Genomic DNA, 17,561 nt, shown 5'->3' on the forward strand with positions numbered 1-17,561 from the left:
AGTTTCATTGGTAAACAATACTCATATCAGGGGATCGCCATGCCACGCTTTACTCGCACCGCCCTCGCCAGTGCCATCGCGCTTAGCGTTACTGCGACAGCTCATGCCCAGGAGAGCACCCAGCTTAACAATATGGTGGTGACCGCCGCCGGGTACGAGCAAACGCTGAACAATGCCCCTGCGAGTATTGCCGTGATAACCCGTGAAGAGCTGGAGCAAAAACAGTTCTCTAACATCGCCGAAGCCATTGCTGACGTACCGGGCGTCGATGTGCGTGCAGGCACAGGCAAAACCGGTGGCTTGAACATCTCTATCCGTGGCATGCCCAGCGACTACACGCTGATTCTTATCAATGGCCGTCGCCAGAACACCTCCGGTAGCGTCACGCCGAACGGCTTTGGCGAAACCTCTACCAGCTTTATACCGCCGCTCTCTGCCATTGAACGCATTGAAGTGATTCGTGGCCCGATGTCGACACTGTATGGTTCTGACGCCATGGGCGGGGTTATCAACATCATCACTCGCCGCATTGGCGATGACTGGGCGGGCTCGGTGAGCGTTGAGAACACCTTCCAGGAAGATCGCGATGCGGGCAACAGCTCGGCGATTAACCTTTACAGCGCCGGGCCACTGGTGGAAGACACCGTTGGCCTGCAGGTGCGTGGCCGCCTGTTTGATCGCGATAGCTCAGACCGTATGGTTGAAAACAGCGCCGGCCGCGATCCGCGCCCTGTAGAAGCACGTATTTACTCCATCGGTGGGCGTTTAAACGTCACCCCGGATGAGGCGAACGAGTTCTGGCTGGATGCCGAGCGCGCCCGTCAGGTGTACTCCAATGACGATAACCGCTTGGGCACCCAAGACGGTACCAACCGCGCGGGCCAACCTTCCCCCGGCACGGTGAACGGCTATAAAGACGAACTGCGTTTTAATCGCGACCAAATCGCCATTGGCCACACCGGCCACTATAGCGCGGGTACCTGGGAAAGCAGCATTACCCGCAACGTCACCGAGACCCTCGGTCGCACCCTGCCGGCGGGCAGTGCACCTGAATATGGCTACGAGGCCCAAGGGGGCGAAGATCGCCTATTAGAAAACCGCGATATTATCGTCGACACCAAGTTTGTTGCCCCCATTGGCGACCATATTGCAACCATTGGCGGTCAATACATTGATGCTGAATTAGAAGATGGCGCTTCAGGCAACCAGCCGTTTGAACAAACCAGCTGGGCGCTGTTTGCTGAAGATGAGTGGCTGTTGCGCGACGACCTGGCGCTGACACTCGGTGGCCGATATGAACACCACGATGCATTTGGTGGCCACTTTAGTCCACGCGGCTATTTAGTGTGGAACACCACACCTAACTGGACGCTGAAAGGCGGCGTAAGCCGTGGTTATAAGACGCCGTCGCTTAATGACCTGCATGATGGCGTAACCGGCTTCACCGCCCAGGGGCGCACCGTGACACTTGGCTCACCGACGCTAGAGCCAGAAAAAAGCACCAACTATGAAATTGGCGCTATCTACGATAATCAAAGCGGTTTCTCGGCGGGTGCCACGGTGTTCTACAACCGGTTCACCGACCGCATTGCCGATGCGGCCGATATTCCTAACTGCCAATTTGTCGATAGCAACGGCAATACGCCGAATGCCGGGCTAGCGAACTGCCTGAGTGTCGGCAACTTCACCCAGCAGGAGAGCTTCGGCCAGCTCACCAATATCGACGAAGCTGAAACCCGTGGCGTTGAGCTAAATGCCAGCTACCAAATTACACCGGCGTGGCGTGTTAGCGGTGGGTATACCTTCACCGATTCCGAAATCACCTCGGGGGCTAATGAAGGCCAGGTACTCACTAACACGCCTGATCACAAGCTGACCGCAGACCTCACCTGGGCAATCAACGACCGCTGGAGCACCACGTTGGAAGGTGAGTACTACTCTTCCCGCGAGCGTTTTGTCGGTGAAATCAGCGGGGAATCCGCCTCACTCGTCGAGCAGCTGGGCAACAAGCTGGATGGTTACGAGCTGTTCAACCTGCGCAGCTCCTACCGCTTCAGCGACAACGTGCGCCTTACCGGCACCATCTACAACCTGTTCGATAAAGACTTTACGGGCTCAGATACCTTTGAGCATAACGGCGAAACCTTACGCGCTTATCGCTTTACCCAAACAGGCCGCGCCACCGACGGTATTGCCCTGGATGGCCGCAGTTTCTGGGTCTCTGCCACTTACGACTTCTAACGTTTGAAGTTTCTTACTGTTTCAATGCTGACTTGCTGCCCCGGCTACGCGCCGGGGCTTTTTTATGACGTGATTTTGGGTGAAGCGCCCCGCAGTAGCTTCCCCCTATGGCAGCGATTCATGGTTTTAATCTATTTCAACGCATTCGCTTGGGTAGTATGAGCACAGTACGTTACTTGCTCGTCTGCGCCTTGACTGCCCTTCACCTAAGTTAGGAAACTACCTGTTATGACGGTGCCTTTACTTGCCCGCCCTCTTCCCTTAGTTCCCTTAGCTCGCTTGGTGCTGCTACTGGCCTTTTCACTCATTGCTAGCACCGCGCTGGCCCAATCTGCCCCACGGGTTGAGCTGGCCAGCGTTAACCGGGAGCCGATTTATCAAGAGCTTAACCTGGTCGGCACGGTGAACTCCCTGGAGGATGCGCTGCTCTCCTCGTCGGTGGCGGGGCTGGTCGCGGCGATTAACGTAAACCCAGGCGACCGGGTTGATGCAGGCGACACGCTGGTGGCGCTGGATGATGATTTAGCGCGCTTTGAGCTAGCCGGGGCGCAAGCGGCAGAAGAGGAAGCCCGGGCCGCGCTTAGCGAAGCGCAGCGGCTGCTGCGGGAGGCGGAATCCGTGGGGGCTGGGCGCAACATTGCCGCTACGGAAGTGAGCGCCCGGCGCAGCGCGGTAAGCGTCGCCAACGCAGCGCTTTCCCGACTGAACGCCGAACAGTCAAGGCTCAACGCACTGTTGGAGCGCCACACGATGACTGCACCGTTCAGCGGTGTGGTCAGCGAGCGAAGCGTCAACCTGGGCGAGTGGGTCACGCCGGGAGACAGCGTCGCCCGCTTGGTCAACCTCAACGCCCTGCGCGCCGATTTTCAGGTGCCCGAAGCGTTTTATACCGCCTTGGAGGAGAACGCCACACTCACCCTAACGGCAGGCGAGCAGAGCGCTGAAGCCCGCATCGCGACCTTAGTGCCGGTCAGCGCCTCTAGCGCGCGGACGTTTTTGCTGCGTGCCGAGGTGCCCGAAGCGCTGCCGCTCTACCCTGGCAATGCGGTCGACGCCGTGGTGAAAGCTGCCACCGGGCGCGATGGCATCACCGTCTCCCGGGATGCGCTTAGCCGTTACCCAGATGGCCGAGTCACGGTATGGGTCGCCACGCCTGACGACAGCGGCACGTACCAGGTGCGCGAACAAAGGGTCGAGGTGGGCATCAACTTCGCTGAGCGCGTGGAAATTACCAGCGGGCTTTCCGGCAGCGAGCAGGTAGTGGTTCGCGGCAATGAATCCTTGGTGGAAGGCGTCAGCGTTGAAGCCGTCTCGGAGGGTGGCGAATAATGTTTGCTGCCCTGCTGCGCCAGCAAACGCTGGTGACCGTCATTGCGCTGATTTTCCTGCTGTTGGGCATCGCCGCGACGCTGCGTATTCCGGTGCAGATGATTCCGGATATCGAAGCGCGCACCATTACCGTGGAAACGCGCTGGGCGGGCGCGACGCCCCAGGATATCGAAAAAGAGATTCTGGTGGAGCAGGAGCAGTACCTGCGCAACGTGCCCAACCTCACCCGTATGACGGCGGTAGCGGAAAGCGGCAGCGCCGAGATCGAGCTGGAGTTTCCGTTCAGCGTGGATATGACCGCCGCGCTGATTCAGGTGAACAACGCCTTAAGCCAGGTCTCCTCCTACCCCAATAACGTCGACCAGCCCCGGGTGGTGTCGGCCGCGTTCTCCACCGATGCGTTTTTGCGTTTTCACGTCGGCACCCTGCCCGGCAACCCCAACGCGCTGGATATCCAGCTGATGAGCGACTTCATAGAAGACCGCGTGCGCCCGCGTTTGGAAGGCATTGAAGGGGTCTCGGAAGTTGGCGTGAACGGTGGCGCCCAGCGCCAGCTGCAAATTTTGGTCGACCCCGCCGCCTTGGCCCAGCGCGGTGTCTCGCTGCTGGAGCTGCGCGAAGCGATTACCCAGCGCAATCGAGATATCTCCGGCGGCGAGCTGGATGCGGGAAAACGGCGTTATCTGGTGCGCACGTTGGGCCGGTTTGATAGCGCCGAGGCGCTGGCACAGCTGGTGGTGGCCCGCGAGGGCGATAGCATCGTGCGGCTGGCCGATGTGGCGGACGTGCGCCAAGGGCAGTCGCGGCTTAATCAGCTGTCGTTCTACAACGGCGAAGCGGGGATTGGGATGGACCTGCGCCGGGAGAGCGGCGCCAATGTCATCGACATCAAATACGCTGTGCAGGATGAACTGGCAGCGATCAACGAGGCCATTCTGCGACCCGCAGGCATGGAGATTGTGCTGACGGCCGATGACGTGCGCTACGTAGAAGCCTCCGTGAGCAACGTGTGGAGCAACCTGCTGCTCGGGGCCGCCTTCGCGACCCTGGTGATGTACCTGTTTTTGCGCTCGGCTCGCGCCACGTTTATCGGCGTGATCGGCATTCCGTTCTGCACTATTGCCGCCTTTTTGGGGCTAATGCTGACTGGCCGAACCATCAACGTCATCTCTATGGCGGGCATTGCCTTTGCCATCGGCATGAGCGTGGATAACAGCATCGTGGTATTGGAGAACATCGAGCGCTACCGCCGCCAGGGGCTGGACCGTATTGAGTCGGCACTGCGTGGCGTGCAGGAAGTGTGGCCTGCAACGCTCGCCTCCACCGCCACGACTATTCTGGTGTTCTTGCCGATTATCTTCATCGAAGAGGAAGCCGGGCAGCTCTACTCTGATGTGGCCATTGCGGTCTCGGCGGCGATATTTGCCTCCATGCTGGTGGCCGTCACGCTGGTGCCCTCGCTCTGCTCGCGGTTTAGCTTTTCGATGCATCACGCGTCTAAACCTGACGACGAGCGCCCTTCTCGGCTGGGCGCGCTGCTTGAGCGGCTGATTGCGACGCCGCTAAGCCGCGGGGTGATTCTAGTGCTGACGCTGCTGATCAGCGGCTGGACAATCCTGGCCCTGACACCGCCCGCCGAGTACCTGCCCGAAGGTGAGGAGCCCAAAACCTTTGCACGCATGAGCCCGCCCCCTGGCTACAGCCTGCAGGAGATGGCCGGCATTGCCGAGCAGGTCGAAGCGTACTTTCTGCCCCATGTGCAGGCGGAGCCGGATGCCTTTTTAGCGGGCGATACCGAGGTGCCGCCGCTGGCCTATATGAGTATGCGCGTGGCCCCGACGCTGCTCTTTATCGTCGCGGAAGCGGCCGACCCTGCGCATATCGAAGCTCTGATGGAGGCGCTCACCAACTACTATGAACGCTTCCCCGGCATGCGCGCCTTTGCCTCGAAAGGCTCGATTATTTCCAGTAACGATGGCGGCACGCGCAGCATCAACCTGGATGTGGCGGGCCCAGATTTAGCCACAGTGTACGGCGCGGCCAATACGCTCTACCGCGAAGCCCATGCGCAGTTTGGCAATCCGCGTATTCAAAGCCAGCCTTCATCGCTGTCACTCGACCAGCCGCTGATTCAAATCCGCCCCGATTGGGCGCGAATCGCAGAGCTGGGGATTTCTGCCGAGGCAGTGGGGTTTTCGGTCTCTGCCCTGGGGGAAGGTGCGTATGTGGATGACTTCTTTTTAGACGATGAGAAGATCGATATTTACTTCTATGGCCCGCAGGCGTCGCTGCCGTTAGACCAGCTGCCGAACCTGCCGCTGCACACTCCCGATGGCTATACGCTGCCGCTATCGGCGGTGGCGCGTATCGATGAAACCATGGATACCAGCGTGATTCGCCGGGTAGACGGCAGCCGTACGGTGACGCTGAATGTGATTCCGCCTGCCAGCATTGCACTAGAAGCAGGCGTCGAACAGGCCGAGGCGATGCTGGAGCGGCTGCGCCAGGAGGGCGTGCTGCCCTCGACGGTGGATGTTTCGATTTCCGGCGCTAGCGACCAGTTGAACGCCACCCGTGAGGCGCTTACCGGCAACTTCCTGATCGCCATCGTGATCGTTTACCTGCTGCTGGTGGCGATCTTCTCCCATTGGGGCTATCCGCTGCTGATCTTGACCTCGATACCGCTAGGCGCAGTGGGCGGCATTATAGGGCTGGCCGCTATGAACGGCGTGGGCAGCCTGTTGCCGTTAATCGGCTTGGCGCCGCTTAGCCAACCGTTTGATGTGATTACTATGCTGGGCTTTTTAATCCTGATGGGTACGGTGGTGAATAACCCCATTCTGGTGGTCGACCAGGCCAGACGGCGGCTGCATGACAAAACGCTCAGCGTTCAGGAGGCCGTATCACAGGCGGTACAAACCCGCCTGCGCCCCATCGCCATCACCACGCTGACCACCCTGTGCGGGCTCTCGCCGCTGGTCTTTTTACCCGGCGAAGGCACCGAGCTGTATCGCGGCGTGGGGGCGATTGTGCTGTTTGGCCTGCTGGGTGCGGCGGTGGTCACGGTGACCTTCCTGCCCGCGCTGATGATCAGCGTGCTCAAGATCACCGAGCGCCGTTCAGCCCGCTCACAAGGATAAATACCCGATGCGGCTACCGTTGGTGGCCGCCATCAAGCGGCAGAGATTTGTGTTCTAACAGCCGAAACACAAATAGCAATTATTTTCATTCAACCAATTAAGTGGCACAATGGTCGCCTCCGTTTCTCTAGTGGCTCCGACTATGTACGATTTTGATGAACTCGCCGCCTTTGCCGACGTGATGACCACCGGCAGCTTGACGCGCAGCGCACAGAAGCTCGGGCTTGCAAAATCTACTTTAAGCCGCCGGATTAGCCAGCTAGAGGCTCGACTGAACCAACCGCTGCTGCGGCGCCAGGCAAACCGTTTGATCCCTACCGAAGCGGGCCTGCTATTTCAGCACTACTGCACCGAGTTGCTGGCCATGGCCGCCCACAGCCAAGAGGCTCTAGCCGAGCTGCGCGAGGAGATCAGCGGCAAAGTCACCCTGGAAGTACACGGTGCGCTGGCAAGAGGCTGGATGGCCGGTGTGATGGATGCGTTTCTGACCCGCTACCCCAAGGTCGAGCTAACCCTGCACACCCGGGAAACGCCGCCGACTAAGATGCACAGCAACAGCGTGCATATCTGGCTAGGCGCCACCCATGAGTGCGGTCTGAACCAAGAGCGTTTAGGTCATCTCACCCGCGGCCTGTACGCCAACCCGAGTTATCTGGCTAACGCAGGAACCCCACAGCATCCCAACGAGCTTGATGCTCACGCTTGGATCGATTTATTAGATACCGCTTCCAGCGGTCTGCTGCTGCATCACCGTGAACACGATGACTACCTCTTTAACGCTCCCCGCTCGCGGCTGCGGGTGGATCTGACTGCGCTGCACATTGATGCTATTGCTTATGGCCAGGGGATTGGCCTGTTGCCCCACTGGGTGGTCGAAAGGCGCGAACGCCATCATCCCGGCGACTTGATGAACTGTTTGCCAGGCTGGGAGCCTGCCCCGCTACCCGTCACGCTGCTGTACGCCTACGGGCACCACTCCCGCCGGGTAAACGCCCTGCTGGCGTTTCTGCGCGAGCAGGTGCCCGCCGCGTGGCAAACCCGTGGGGAAGCCGTTCATCCTAGTTAAGAGATTCGCCTTGCCAGTTAGCCGCCTAATTATCCACAATAGGCAGCCGACGATCGTCAAGGAACCTTAATGCTCGCTGAACTCTTCGCCGTCATGGCGCCTGTACTGGCTGGTGCGGGGCTTGGTTTTTTATGGGTCCGCCTGGGGCAACCCTACCCCGTCGATTTTGTGACGCGTCTCGTTTTCAATATTGGTACGCCTGCCCTAGTGCTGGCGTCACTCTCAGGGGCCACCATCGATGCCAGTACGTTCGGGCAAGTGATGCTGGCCGCGTCCCTGGTCATTGTCAGCATGGGAGCCGCCAGCTTTGCCGTTGCCAAGGTGCTGCGCCGAGATTGGCGAGTGCTCATCGCGCCGATGATGTACCCCAACACGGGTAATATGGGTCTACCGGTGGTGCTTTACGCGTTTGGCAGCGCGGGCTTTGCTTACGGCATTACGGTGATGGTGACGGTCTCACTGTTTCAGTTCACCTTGGGGGCCGTGCTAAGCAGCAGCGGTAGCCCAATCAAAACGCTGCTCAGGACTCCGACGGTGTATGCCATCGTCATTTCTATGGCGTTGCTGCTCACCGATACCTCACTGCCCCTGTGGATGGCCAACACGGTCGATCTCATGTCGGGCTTTACCGTGCCTCTGATGCTCATCACGCTAGGCGTGTCGCTGGCCAGTATTCAGGTGAAAAGCCTGCGCTCTGGCGTCGGCTTTAGCCTGATCCGTATTCCGCTGGCAGCCGCGGCTGCCTGGCTCATTGCCGGTTGGCTAGGCCTACCGCCGCTGGCGCAGAGCATTCTGGTGGTGCAGATGTGTATGCCGGTGGCGGTCTTCAACTACCTATTTGCCCAGCGTGCACAACGCGAACCCGCTTATGTGGCAAGCCTCGTCTTCTGTTCAACGCTAATGGCGCTGTTCTATTTACCGGCATTGCTGGCGCTGTTGATGTAGCCGCGGGGGAACCCCCGTCCGCTTACGGCAGTCACTGCTAGACTTAGGCTTTGATCTAGCGCTAACAGAGGACACTCGATGCCAACTCGACACGCTATGCCCAAGCGATATGCCGGCCCCCTGATGACTCCCCGCCGTTCACTGTGTTTACAGGCTAAACGCTGGGTGACGCCTTCACTGGCAGGGCTGCTACTGGCCAGCACTGCCCAGGCGGAGGTGGTTCAAGAGGCCCTGGAAACCAACCACTTCGCGATTACCATCGAGCGTGTGGCCGATGGTTTTACGAACCCGTGGGCGGTAGCGTTTCTGCCCGATGGCCGTTACTTGGTCAGCGAGCGCAGCGGTGAGTTAAATCTTGTTGACGCTAATGGTCAGTCGCAGGTGCTGGAAGGCATGCCCCAGGTGAGTCAAAACGGCCAAGGAGGCCTGCTCGACGTGGTGCTGCATCCTGAATTTGGTACCGGGGACGGTGACGGCGAGCACGACTGGATTTACTTCACCTGGAGCAAACCTGAGGGCAATAACAGCCACTCGGCGGTCTCTCGCGTTAAGTGGCAAGGGGATTCCCTAGGCGACGTTGAGCACTTGTTCGAGCAGGACCGCGCCTCCTCCCCCGGCCGCCACTACGGCTCCCGCTTGGCCTGGCTTAAGGATGGCACGCTTTTGATGAGCATTGGCGACCGCGGAGTAGACCCCTCCCGCGCTCAAGCCAGCGATGACCACGCAGGCTCTACGCTTCGGCTCACCGAAACCGGCGCTGTACCCGACGATAACCCCTTTGTGGATGACAACAACACGCTGGATGAAATTTACACCCTGGGCAATCGCAATATTCAGGGCATGACCGTGCTCAGCAATGGCGAACCTTGGGCCACCGAACACGGCCCGCGCACCGGCGATGAGTTGAACCATATTGTGCCTGGCAACAACTATGGCTGGCCTGAAGTAAGCTTGGGCAACGACTACGCCACCAACGAGCCCATTGGCGTGCGATCCAAACCCGGCATGGAAGACCCGGTGTACCGCTTTGAGGGTCGCTTTGCCCCCTCCGGCCTTGCCGAAGTTACTAGCGATGCCTTTGGGTCCTGGCAAGGCAGCCTTTTGGCCGGTGGCCTCGCTAGCGAAACCTTGCTGCGCCTGGAATTAGAAGGGGGCAACGTTGTTACTGAAGAGACCATTCTTGACGGCCACATAGGCCGCATACGCGATGTGCGCCAAGGGCCGGACGATGCCCTTTACTTGCTAACCGATAGCAACCAGGGCAGTCTTTACCGCCTGCACGTAGCAAACTAACTATTTGCCACGCTACGCCTATAGGCAAGGCAATACGGTTCGTAAGCCCTGTTTTTAAGACCTGTTTTTAAGACCTGTTTTTAAGACCTGTTTTTAAGCCCTGTTGTTAAGCTCTATGTTACAGCCAGTTATAGCCACCCAACCGAACGCGGATGCACAATGCGACTACGTAACTTAATTATCTTAACGGTGATTGTTCCGCTGTTTGTCGTGTTGGTGGTGTTTAGCCTCGTGGCTATTAAGTCGCTGGAAGATAACGTTCGCTCTAAGCTACAAACAGAAGTCGACATCATCACCCGGGCGCTAAGCTCCTCGTTAAGCTATGCCGTGACGCGAGATAGTGGGACACCGCTAGAGGAGGCGCTGCAATCTGCCTTCGCTTTTCATCGCATCTACGGTGCCTACGTATTTGATACACAAGGGCGTGAGGTCTACGGGCTGGGCTTGGGTAAAAACCTGTTTACCCCAGAAGAGATCCGACAGGTTATCGAGAGTGATGACCTTTACAGCAGTTACCGCCAGCAAGAAGGATGGATTTACTACGCTGCACTAACACCGCTGCGCGCTCAGGATGGCACCGTGCAAGGCGTGCTGCAGGTAAACCGGCTTAATACGGGCATCGAAAATTACACAGGCTTTATCAGCGTTGTCGCGGTGCTGGTGTTTGTGATTGGCGCGGCAGGCATTGTATTCAGTATTTGGTGGGGGTTTCGCCACTATATCGAACGGCCGCTTAACCGGCTGCTGCGCGTCATGCTTCTAGTAGAAGGCGGCGACCGCAGCCAGCGGGCTACCGTGGACGGGCCGATTGAGTACCGCCGTTTAGCCTCGGGGCTTAACGGCATGCTAGACGCCATGGCCGAAAAAGACCGCGATATAGATGCCCGCCAGCGGCGTGAGATCGAGCTAGAAAAACGCCTGCGCAAGTCTAAAAAGCTTGCCGAATTAGGCGTACTTGCTGCCGGGGTTGCCCATGAAATTGGCGCACCGCTCACCGTGATTAACGGCCAAGCCCAGCGTTTAGCACGGCGAGAGGTGATTGGCGACGATGAGCGGACAAAACTTGGCCGTATACGCGGTGAAGTAGAGCGCATTGTCGAGATTGTTCGTCAGCTGATGGAGTTAGGCCGGCAACATAACGTAGAGAAAGATGACCAAGCACTCAATCAACTTATTTTGAGCGCCAGCGAGCTAGTCGAAGAGGATCTCGAACCGAGAAATATTCGCCTAGACGTTGATCTGCCTGCATCTTCCCCCCATTTATTAGTCAATGGGCAGCAAATTGTGCAGGTGTTAACCAATTTATTGCGCAATGCTGCCCAAGCTCATGGTGTAAGCCTTATTCGAGTCCGTGCAGAGCAGCATAGTGAAGAGTTAACGCTGTGGGTAGAGGACAACGGACCGGGCATCCCAGTAGCAGATCACCACAAAGTATTTGACCCCTTCTTTACCACGAAGCCCGTGGGGCAAGGCAGCGGGTTAGGACTATCAATGGTGCATCGCATTATTAACGACCACGGCGGGACGATTGGCGTTTTCAACAGCAGCCTTGGTGGCGCTGGCTTTGAGATTACGCTACCCCTTAGTGAAACCGCATCCGCTTGAGGACAACGTTTGTGACCCATCAGGAACACCTTTTACCTTTGTTGGTGGTGGAGGATGACGCCGCTATACGTGAGTTATTAGAAGAAGAGCTCAACGACGCGGGCTACGAAACGCTAGGCGTTCCCAGTGCAGAAGATGCCCTGGCACTTCTTAGCCACACACCTGTGGCAATGATGATAACGGATGTACGTCTTCCTGGAATGACCGGCATTCAGCTTCTTCAGCAGCTGCGCAACAGCGGCAGCGAACTTGGCATTATTGTGATTACGGCTTTTGGCACGATTGATCAGGCGGTGGAAGCACTTAAGCTGGGTGCAGATGACTTTCTTACCAAACCACTCGATTTAGACGCCATTCGTGAGGCCGTATTTCGTGTACTGGAGCGCCAGCGACTATCACTCTCCCATGACGAAGCCGAGCTTGGCCACTTTCATGGGATTGTCGGGAAAAGCAGCATTATGCAGGCGCTGTTTCATGACGCCTCGCGGCTTGCCAAAAGCGATGCCCCTATTCTTATTTTAGGGGAAAGCGGTACCGGTAAAGAGCTACTGGCGCGCGCGATTCATCAAGAAAGCCCACGCCACGACGCGCCGTTTGTGCCCGTTAACTGCGCCAGCATTCCTGCGGACTTGATGGAGAGCGAGTTTTTTGGCCATGTTAAAGGTGCCTTTACCGGTGCCAATGAAGCACGAAAAGGGCTTTTCCAAAGCGCCCAAGGCGGCAGCCTGTTTTTAGATGAAATTGGTGAAATGCCCATTAATCTGCAAGCTAAGCTACTGCGTGCCTTGCAGGAAAAAACCGTGCGCCCGGTAGGGGGCGAACGCGAAGAAGCCGTCGATGTGCGTATTATTGCCGCCACTCACCGTAACCTGGATAAAGAGATCGCACAGGAGAATTTCCGCAGCGACTTGTTCTACCGTTTAGAAACCTTTTCGTTGCGAATTCCGCCGCTACGCGAGCGTGGCAGCGACATCGAACACCTTATTTTTGCACTCATCGACAAACTTGCCGAGGCCCAGGGCAAGCACATTGAGCAGATTGAGCCAGAAGCACTCAATAGCCTGCTCAATTATCCCTACCCCGGAAATGTGCGCGAGCTTGAGAATGCTATTATGCGTGCGGTCACGTTAAGCGAAGAAGGCGTGATGCAGCATCAAGACCTTCCCGAACGGCTACGCGAACAAACCAGTCAGGAAAGCGTAAGTGAAATGGCACCGACGGTGAGTGGTGAAGTGTTACCCGGCAATCACGTGCCTGCACCGGCTCCCGCACGCTGGCCCAGCCTAGAAGAAGTGGAGAAGCGTTATATCCGTAAGGTATTAGAAGCTACGGGGGGCAACAAACGTCGCACAGCCGAGGTGCTGGGGATTGCTCGCCGCACGCTTTACCGCCGCTTGGAAGATAGCGAAGAGTAGTGGCGCTATCGTAATAACATGCTGCCGGTCGTCGTTGAGCGACCGGCAGTTACTGTTTACTCTGTGACACCACCGGGCGCGTCTCCAGGCGTCTCTCCATCGTTAGACATTGGCCCTGTATCCATGGGTTCTTGGGGATCATCAGAGATCAAATCCTCCGAGTCTGTCGTGGGAGGGGCTTCTGCTGTATCACCGCAACCTGCCAGCACTCCCGCCATTAGCAACGCGCCAAACAGTAGCGCTAATCCACGTACGTGGCCTAATCGTGACATCATGTCATGCTCCTTCCTTTGTTGGGGGCTAACCGCTTTTTCAACATAGTGGTTGATAGGGCATTTTACCAAATCCACCCTGTATCGATGCACTCACTGTTTGTACGCGTGATCATGCTAGCGACAAAAAAAACCCCCGCGGGCGCGAGGGAAAAGGATGATAAACCGTGTGGAGCAGCCGCAGGGAACAGACAGCTGAATCGGCTTATCATCGTAGGGAGCGGTAAACGGTTACTGGCCTTGCATGGTCTCGTCATCGTCTTCGTCGGCACCGGGCATCGGCTCTGCGCCTTCACCAAAACCTGGGTCTTCCTCAGGATCAGTGGTGCTCATGCCCGCTGCGTCATCTTGCATAGGCTCTTGAGAAGCCGCTGCATTCTCATCTAAAGCAGGATCGTCAACTCCCGGATCCTGCATGCCTTGATCATCTGCCATGGCAGGATCTTCACCCACGGCGGGAGCCTGCTCTTGCTGGGTCGTCGCATCCTGCTCCATCGACTCTGGCTGCTGCGCCGGTGGTAACTCATCATCGTTATCACCACAGCCTGCAAGCGCTAACGTGCTTACGGTAGCCGCTAACATGCACAGCGTTAATATGCGAGGACGCTTAATAGCAGGTTTTGCTTGCTTATCCATAAAACTTGCCTCCGTTAAAACTGGTTTACATCGCTAATGCAGGATGGACGGTTTTGCTGACTAGTTATCTCGCTAGGTGAATAGACGTTTCCACACCATCAAGCCATAGTCATGCAGCTTTTTGCATTTAACGTTAAACAATTGACATTTAAATACCCTTTACATTACTGATGACCTTTCACATAGCATGCCAAAATCCTTAAAAAAATAAAAAAAATATCTAAAATCAAAATCTTAAGAAAAAGCAAACAGGCCATTTTAACCTTTATACGAAGAAATCGGTGGGTTAATTTTGGCACATGTAGCGTTTAACGCCCTGCCTGCGGGGCCGTTGTGACACACCTCCCGCACTTATGTATAATAATTGTTAATACATTTACGCAGTCAACATTAACCCCTACTTATAAACCAACGCCTGCCGTTACTTTTAGAAGGTTCGCTGTCAGGCGATTCATATCCATAAAAGGCATCGTTAATGGAAGAAACACGCCCTGTCAAAATTCAAGTGCGCGGCTTAAGCAAGGTATTTGGTAAACAGCCCAAAAAAGCCCTTGAGCTTCGCGACCAAGGTTTAAAGCGCCCTGAAATTCTTGAGAAAACTGGCCAAACTCTCGGCTTATCCAATATTTCCTTTGATGTCTACGAAGGTGAGTTACTGGTCATCATGGGGCTGTCAGGCTCGGGTAAATCCACCCTTATCCGTTGCCTAAATCGCCTAATCGAAACCACTGAAGGCGAAATTATCATCGACGGCGAAAACATCCCGACGCTGGGTGAAAAAGCGTTGCTGGAGTGCCGCCGCCGCCACTTCTCAATGGTGTTCCAAAACTTTGCGCTTTTTCCCCACCGAACGGTGCAGCAGAATGCTGAGTTTGGCCTTGAAATTCGTGGGGTAGAGAAAGTAGAACGCCAGAAGATTGCTCAAAATGCGCTTACGCAGGTCGGGCTTGATGGTTGGGAAGATGCGTACCCCAACCAGCTGTCTGGCGGTATGCAGCAGCGAGTTGGTCTTGCCCGCGCATTGGCGAATGACTCCAGCGTGCTGTTGATGGATGAAGCCTTCTCAGCCCTTGACCCGCTGATACGTAAAGACATGCAGCAAGAACTTATTCAGCTGCAGTCAAAAATGCAGAAAACCACCGTCTTTATTACCCACGATTTGGATGAAGCGCTCAACATTGGCGACCGCATCGTGCTACTCAAAGACGGTGAAGTAGTGCAAATCGGCACCCCTGAAGAGATTCTGACCAAGCCTGCCGATGACTACGTTCGTCGCTTCATTGAAGGGGTCGATCGTTCACGCATCCTGACCGCTGAAAGCGCTATGCGGCCCGTGCGTACCACCGCCCGCGACAGCGACGGCCCGCGTACAGCGTTGCACCGAATGCGCGACCATAGCATTGACTCCATTTATGTCACCGATCGCGATCGCCGCCTAATAGGCCTGTTAGAAGCCGATGCTGCAAGTAAGGCTATCGATGCTAAGTCAGAAACGATTACTGACTACCTAACTCAAGACTTCCGTAAAGTGCCTCCTGAAGAACCGCTGCAAAATCTATTCGCCATGTTTAGCGATAAAAGCTTCCCAATCTCCGTGGTTGATGAGCAGCAGCGACTGCTTGGCGTGGTGGTAAAAGGCGCGGTTTTGGATGAATTAGCACGAGCAGGAGAGCAGTAATGGATATTCCCAGCATTCCCCTTGGTGATTGGATTGAGAGCGGCCTATCTTGGTTAACCAGCGAGTATTCATCCGTAACCCGAGGAATATCACGCTTTACACAAACCGGCATTGACGTATTAAACGATAGCTTGATGTGGTTACCTGAGTGGGCGCTCCTTGGCTTAATTGCCCTACTCTGCTGGAAGCTAGCGGGCGTTCGTCTAGCTATTGGCGCCGTGGCCGGGCTCGCCTTGATTTGGAACCTGGGCCTCTGGAACCCGATGATAGAGACGCTCACCCTGGTTGTCTTCGCAACGATGGTGGCCGTTATCATCGCCTTGCCGGTAGGCATTGCCGCCGCGCTATCTAATCGGCTTTACCGATTAATCATGCCGATCCTGGATTTCATGCAGACCATGCCGGCCTTTGTCTACTTAATTCCGGCGATTCCATTTTTTGGTATTGGCTCGGTATCAGCCATCTTTGCTACGGTTATATTTTCAATGCCGCCCGCGATTCGCTTCACCACGCTGGGTATTCGCCAAGTGCCGGTCGAGCTTATCGAAGCAGCGGATGCTTACGGCGCCACTCGTGGGCAGAAGCTTTTTAAGGTTCAGCTACCGCTCTCCTTACCAACGGTAATGGCTGGCATTAACCAAACTATCATGCTGGCGCTTTCTATGGTGGTTATCGCCGCCATGATCGGTGCTGACGGCTTAGGCAGCGAAGTATGGCGTGCTATTCAGCGCTTGCGCCCCGGCGATGGTTTTGAGGCCGGCATTGCGGTAGTGATACTGGCCATGCTGTTGGATCGCTTAACCCAATCACTGCGCAAAACCCGTCGTCAAAGCTAGTAGCCTGATATCGACATAATGCAAGACCCAAAGGGTTGAAAAAGCCCAGTGGCCAAAACCATTGGGCAACATTACCTTTACGTTAAATAAGAAGGAGTAAGTGTATGAAAACTCGCACACTGAATCAGCGTATACGTCTCGCCTCATTAGCACTTGTTGCGGGCACTGGCGTTGCCGCTGGAAGCCTCGCCCACGCGCAAGATAAGGGCACCGTCAATCTTGCCTATGTGGAGTGGTCTTCAGAAGTTGCCTCTACCAATGTCATTGCTGCAACGCTTGAACAGGCAGGCTTTGACGTTGAGTTAACGTCGCTTTCCGCAGCGGCCATGTTCCAGGCACTCTCCTCAGGCGATGCCGATGCTATTGTTGCCGCTTGGCTACCCACTACCCACGCAGACTATATGGAACGCCTGGGTGGCAATGTTGAAGATCTGGGTATGAACCTCGATGGCACTAAACTTGGCTTGGTAGTGCCCGCCTATACAGAAGTTGACTCGATTGCTGACTTAAACGATAACGCCGACAGCTTTAACGGCGAGATCATCGGTATTGACCCCGGTGCAGGCTTGATGTCGATCACCGAAGAGGTCGTGGATACCTATGACCTCGGGCTGAACCTGCGTAGCGGCAGCGGCGCGACCATGACCGCAGCGCTTTCCAGCGCGATCAACAATGAAGAAGACATTGTGGTGACCGCCTGGACCCCCCACTGGATGTTTGCTCGCTTTGACCTTAAGTACCTTGAAGATCCTGAGAACGTCTATGGCGGTGCCGAGCAGATTCACACAGTGGTGCGTCAAGGCTTAAAAGACGATATGCCCGAGGCCTATGCCATTCTAGATGCTTTCGAATGGACGCCCGAGCAAATGGGTGAGGTCATGCTGATGAACCAGGAAGACGGCAGCGATCCTTATGAAAACGCCCAACAGTGGGTAGAAGACAATCAAGATGTCGTCGCACAGTGGCTAAGCAACTAATATTGTATTGGCCCAATAACTATTGGTAGCAACTGGCTGAGCTGAAGCCACATGGTGCTTCAGCTCAGCAGCTTGGCATATTTTTAACCAACTATATGGACTGTACTGGCATGCAGCGACCCGTGCTA

Annotated in this window: 13 protein-coding genes; 11 read left to right on the forward strand and 2 right to left on the reverse strand. The window is 56.2% G+C overall.

What is annotated here, in order from left to right; all coding sequences use genetic code 11:
* Positions 1–39: 39 nt before the first annotated feature.
* From LG301_RS11895 to LG301_RS11930, 8 genes are all read left to right on the forward strand, one after another.
* Positions 40–2,241 (forward strand): TonB-dependent receptor domain-containing protein, encoded by a 2,202-nt coding sequence (locus LG301_RS11895; RefSeq protein WP_404471368.1) that lies wholly within the window; start codon positions 40–42, stop codon positions 2,239–2,241.
* A 228-nt stretch (positions 2,242–2,469) separates the two neighbouring features.
* Entirely contained in the window at positions 2,470–3,570 is a 1,101-nt protein-coding gene (locus tag LG301_RS11900) for an efflux RND transporter periplasmic adaptor subunit (protein ID WP_404471369.1), read from the forward strand.
* Complete coding sequence (locus LG301_RS11905) at positions 3,570–6,710, forward strand: efflux RND transporter permease subunit (RefSeq protein WP_404471370.1); 3,141 nt, start codon at positions 3,570–3,572, stop codon at positions 6,708–6,710. The genes LG301_RS11900 and LG301_RS11905 overlap by 1 nt, the downstream gene beginning before the upstream one ends.
* Before the next feature lie 142 nt (positions 6,711–6,852).
* On the forward strand, positions 6,853–7,776 hold the full coding sequence (locus tag LG301_RS11910) for a LysR family transcriptional regulator (RefSeq protein WP_404471371.1): 924 nt from the start codon (positions 6,853–6,855) through the stop codon (positions 7,774–7,776).
* Positions 7,777–7,845: 69 nt separating this feature from the next.
* Positions 7,846–8,721, forward strand: a complete 876-nt coding sequence (locus tag LG301_RS11915) for an AEC family transporter (RefSeq protein WP_404471372.1) — start codon at positions 7,846–7,848, stop codon at positions 8,719–8,721.
* Positions 8,722–8,844: 123 nt separating this feature from the next.
* Positions 8,845–10,014 (forward strand): PQQ-dependent sugar dehydrogenase, encoded by a 1,170-nt coding sequence (locus LG301_RS11920; protein WP_404475248.1) that lies wholly within the window; start codon positions 8,845–8,847, stop codon positions 10,012–10,014.
* Positions 10,015–10,173: 159 nt separating this feature from the next.
* Positions 10,174–11,619, forward strand: a complete 1,446-nt coding sequence (locus LG301_RS11925; RefSeq protein ID WP_404471373.1) for an ATP-binding protein — start codon at positions 10,174–10,176, stop codon at positions 11,617–11,619.
* Between the two features lie 11 nt (positions 11,620–11,630).
* On the forward strand, positions 11,631–13,034 hold the full coding sequence (locus LG301_RS11930; RefSeq protein WP_404471375.1) for a sigma-54-dependent transcriptional regulator: 1,404 nt from the start codon (positions 11,631–11,633) through the stop codon (positions 13,032–13,034).
* A 56-nt stretch (positions 13,035–13,090) separates the two neighbouring features.
* Here the strand turns inward: LG301_RS11930 and LG301_RS11935 are convergent, their stop codons facing one another.
* Together LG301_RS11935 and LG301_RS11940 are read right to left on the reverse strand one after the other, a co-directional pair.
* The gene (locus LG301_RS11935; protein ID WP_404471376.1) at positions 13,091–13,309 is read right to left on the reverse strand and encodes a hypothetical protein; all 219 of its coding nucleotides are present in this window, start codon (positions 13,307–13,309) and stop codon (positions 13,091–13,093) included.
* 228 nt (positions 13,310–13,537) lie between these two features.
* Positions 13,538–13,942, reverse strand: coding sequence for a hypothetical protein (locus LG301_RS11940; RefSeq protein WP_404471377.1), 405 nt, complete (start codon positions 13,940–13,942; stop codon positions 13,538–13,540).
* 475 nt (positions 13,943–14,417) lie between these two features.
* Here LG301_RS11940 and LG301_RS11945 point away from each other — a divergent pair, with 475 nt between their 5' ends.
* From LG301_RS11945 to LG301_RS11955, 3 genes are all read left to right on the forward strand, one after another.
* Entirely contained in the window at positions 14,418–15,620 is a 1,203-nt protein-coding gene (locus LG301_RS11945; protein ID WP_404471378.1) for a glycine betaine/L-proline ABC transporter ATP-binding protein, read from the forward strand.
* Positions 15,620–16,456 (forward strand): ABC transporter permease, encoded by an 837-nt coding sequence (locus LG301_RS11950; protein ID WP_404471379.1) that lies wholly within the window; start codon positions 15,620–15,622, stop codon positions 16,454–16,456. The genes LG301_RS11945 and LG301_RS11950 overlap by 1 nt, the downstream gene beginning before the upstream one ends.
* Before the next feature lie 104 nt (positions 16,457–16,560).
* Positions 16,561–17,433, forward strand: a complete 873-nt coding sequence (locus tag LG301_RS11955; protein WP_404471381.1) for a glycine betaine ABC transporter substrate-binding protein — start codon at positions 16,561–16,563, stop codon at positions 17,431–17,433.
* The last annotated feature ends 128 nt before the right edge of the window (positions 17,434–17,561 follow it).

The organism is Vreelandella venusta (genome assembly GCF_044809155.1).
In the GTDB taxonomy this organism is placed as follows: Bacteria; Pseudomonadota; Gammaproteobacteria; order Pseudomonadales; family Halomonadaceae; genus Vreelandella; species Vreelandella venusta_B.

What these genes read in the sequence shown, in the direction of transcription:
- LG301_RS11895 (WP_404471368.1), top strand. Translation starts at nt 40, where the DNA reads ATGCCACGCTTTACTCGCACCGCCCTCGCCAGTGCCATCGCGCTTAGC.
- LG301_RS11900 (WP_404471369.1), top strand. Translation starts at nt 2,470, where the DNA reads ATGACGGTGCCTTTACTTGCCCGCCCTCTTCCCTTAGTTCCCTTAGCT.
- LG301_RS11905 (WP_404471370.1), top strand. Translation starts at nt 3,570, where the DNA reads ATGTTTGCTGCCCTGCTGCGCCAGCAAACGCTGGTGACCGTCATTGCG.
- LG301_RS11910 (WP_404471371.1), top strand. Translation starts at nt 6,853, where the DNA reads ATGTACGATTTTGATGAACTCGCCGCCTTTGCCGACGTGATGACCACC.
- LG301_RS11915 (WP_404471372.1), top strand. Translation starts at nt 7,846, where the DNA reads ATGCTCGCTGAACTCTTCGCCGTCATGGCGCCTGTACTGGCTGGTGCG.
- LG301_RS11920 (WP_404475248.1), top strand. Translation starts at nt 8,845, where the DNA reads ATGACTCCCCGCCGTTCACTGTGTTTACAGGCTAAACGCTGGGTGACG.
- LG301_RS11925 (WP_404471373.1), top strand. Translation starts at nt 10,174, where the DNA reads ATGCGACTACGTAACTTAATTATCTTAACGGTGATTGTTCCGCTGTTT.
- LG301_RS11935 (WP_404471376.1), bottom strand. Translation starts at nt 13,309, where the DNA reads ATGATGTCACGATTAGGCCACGTACGTGGATTAGCGCTACTGTTTGGC.
- LG301_RS11940 (WP_404471377.1), bottom strand. Translation starts at nt 13,942, where the DNA reads ATGGATAAGCAAGCAAAACCTGCTATTAAGCGTCCTCGCATATTAACG.
- LG301_RS11945 (WP_404471378.1), top strand. Translation starts at nt 14,418, where the DNA reads ATGGAAGAAACACGCCCTGTCAAAATTCAAGTGCGCGGCTTAAGCAAG.
- LG301_RS11950 (WP_404471379.1), top strand. Translation starts at nt 15,620, where the DNA reads ATGGATATTCCCAGCATTCCCCTTGGTGATTGGATTGAGAGCGGCCTA.
- LG301_RS11955 (WP_404471381.1), top strand. Translation starts at nt 16,561, where the DNA reads ATGAAAACTCGCACACTGAATCAGCGTATACGTCTCGCCTCATTAGCA.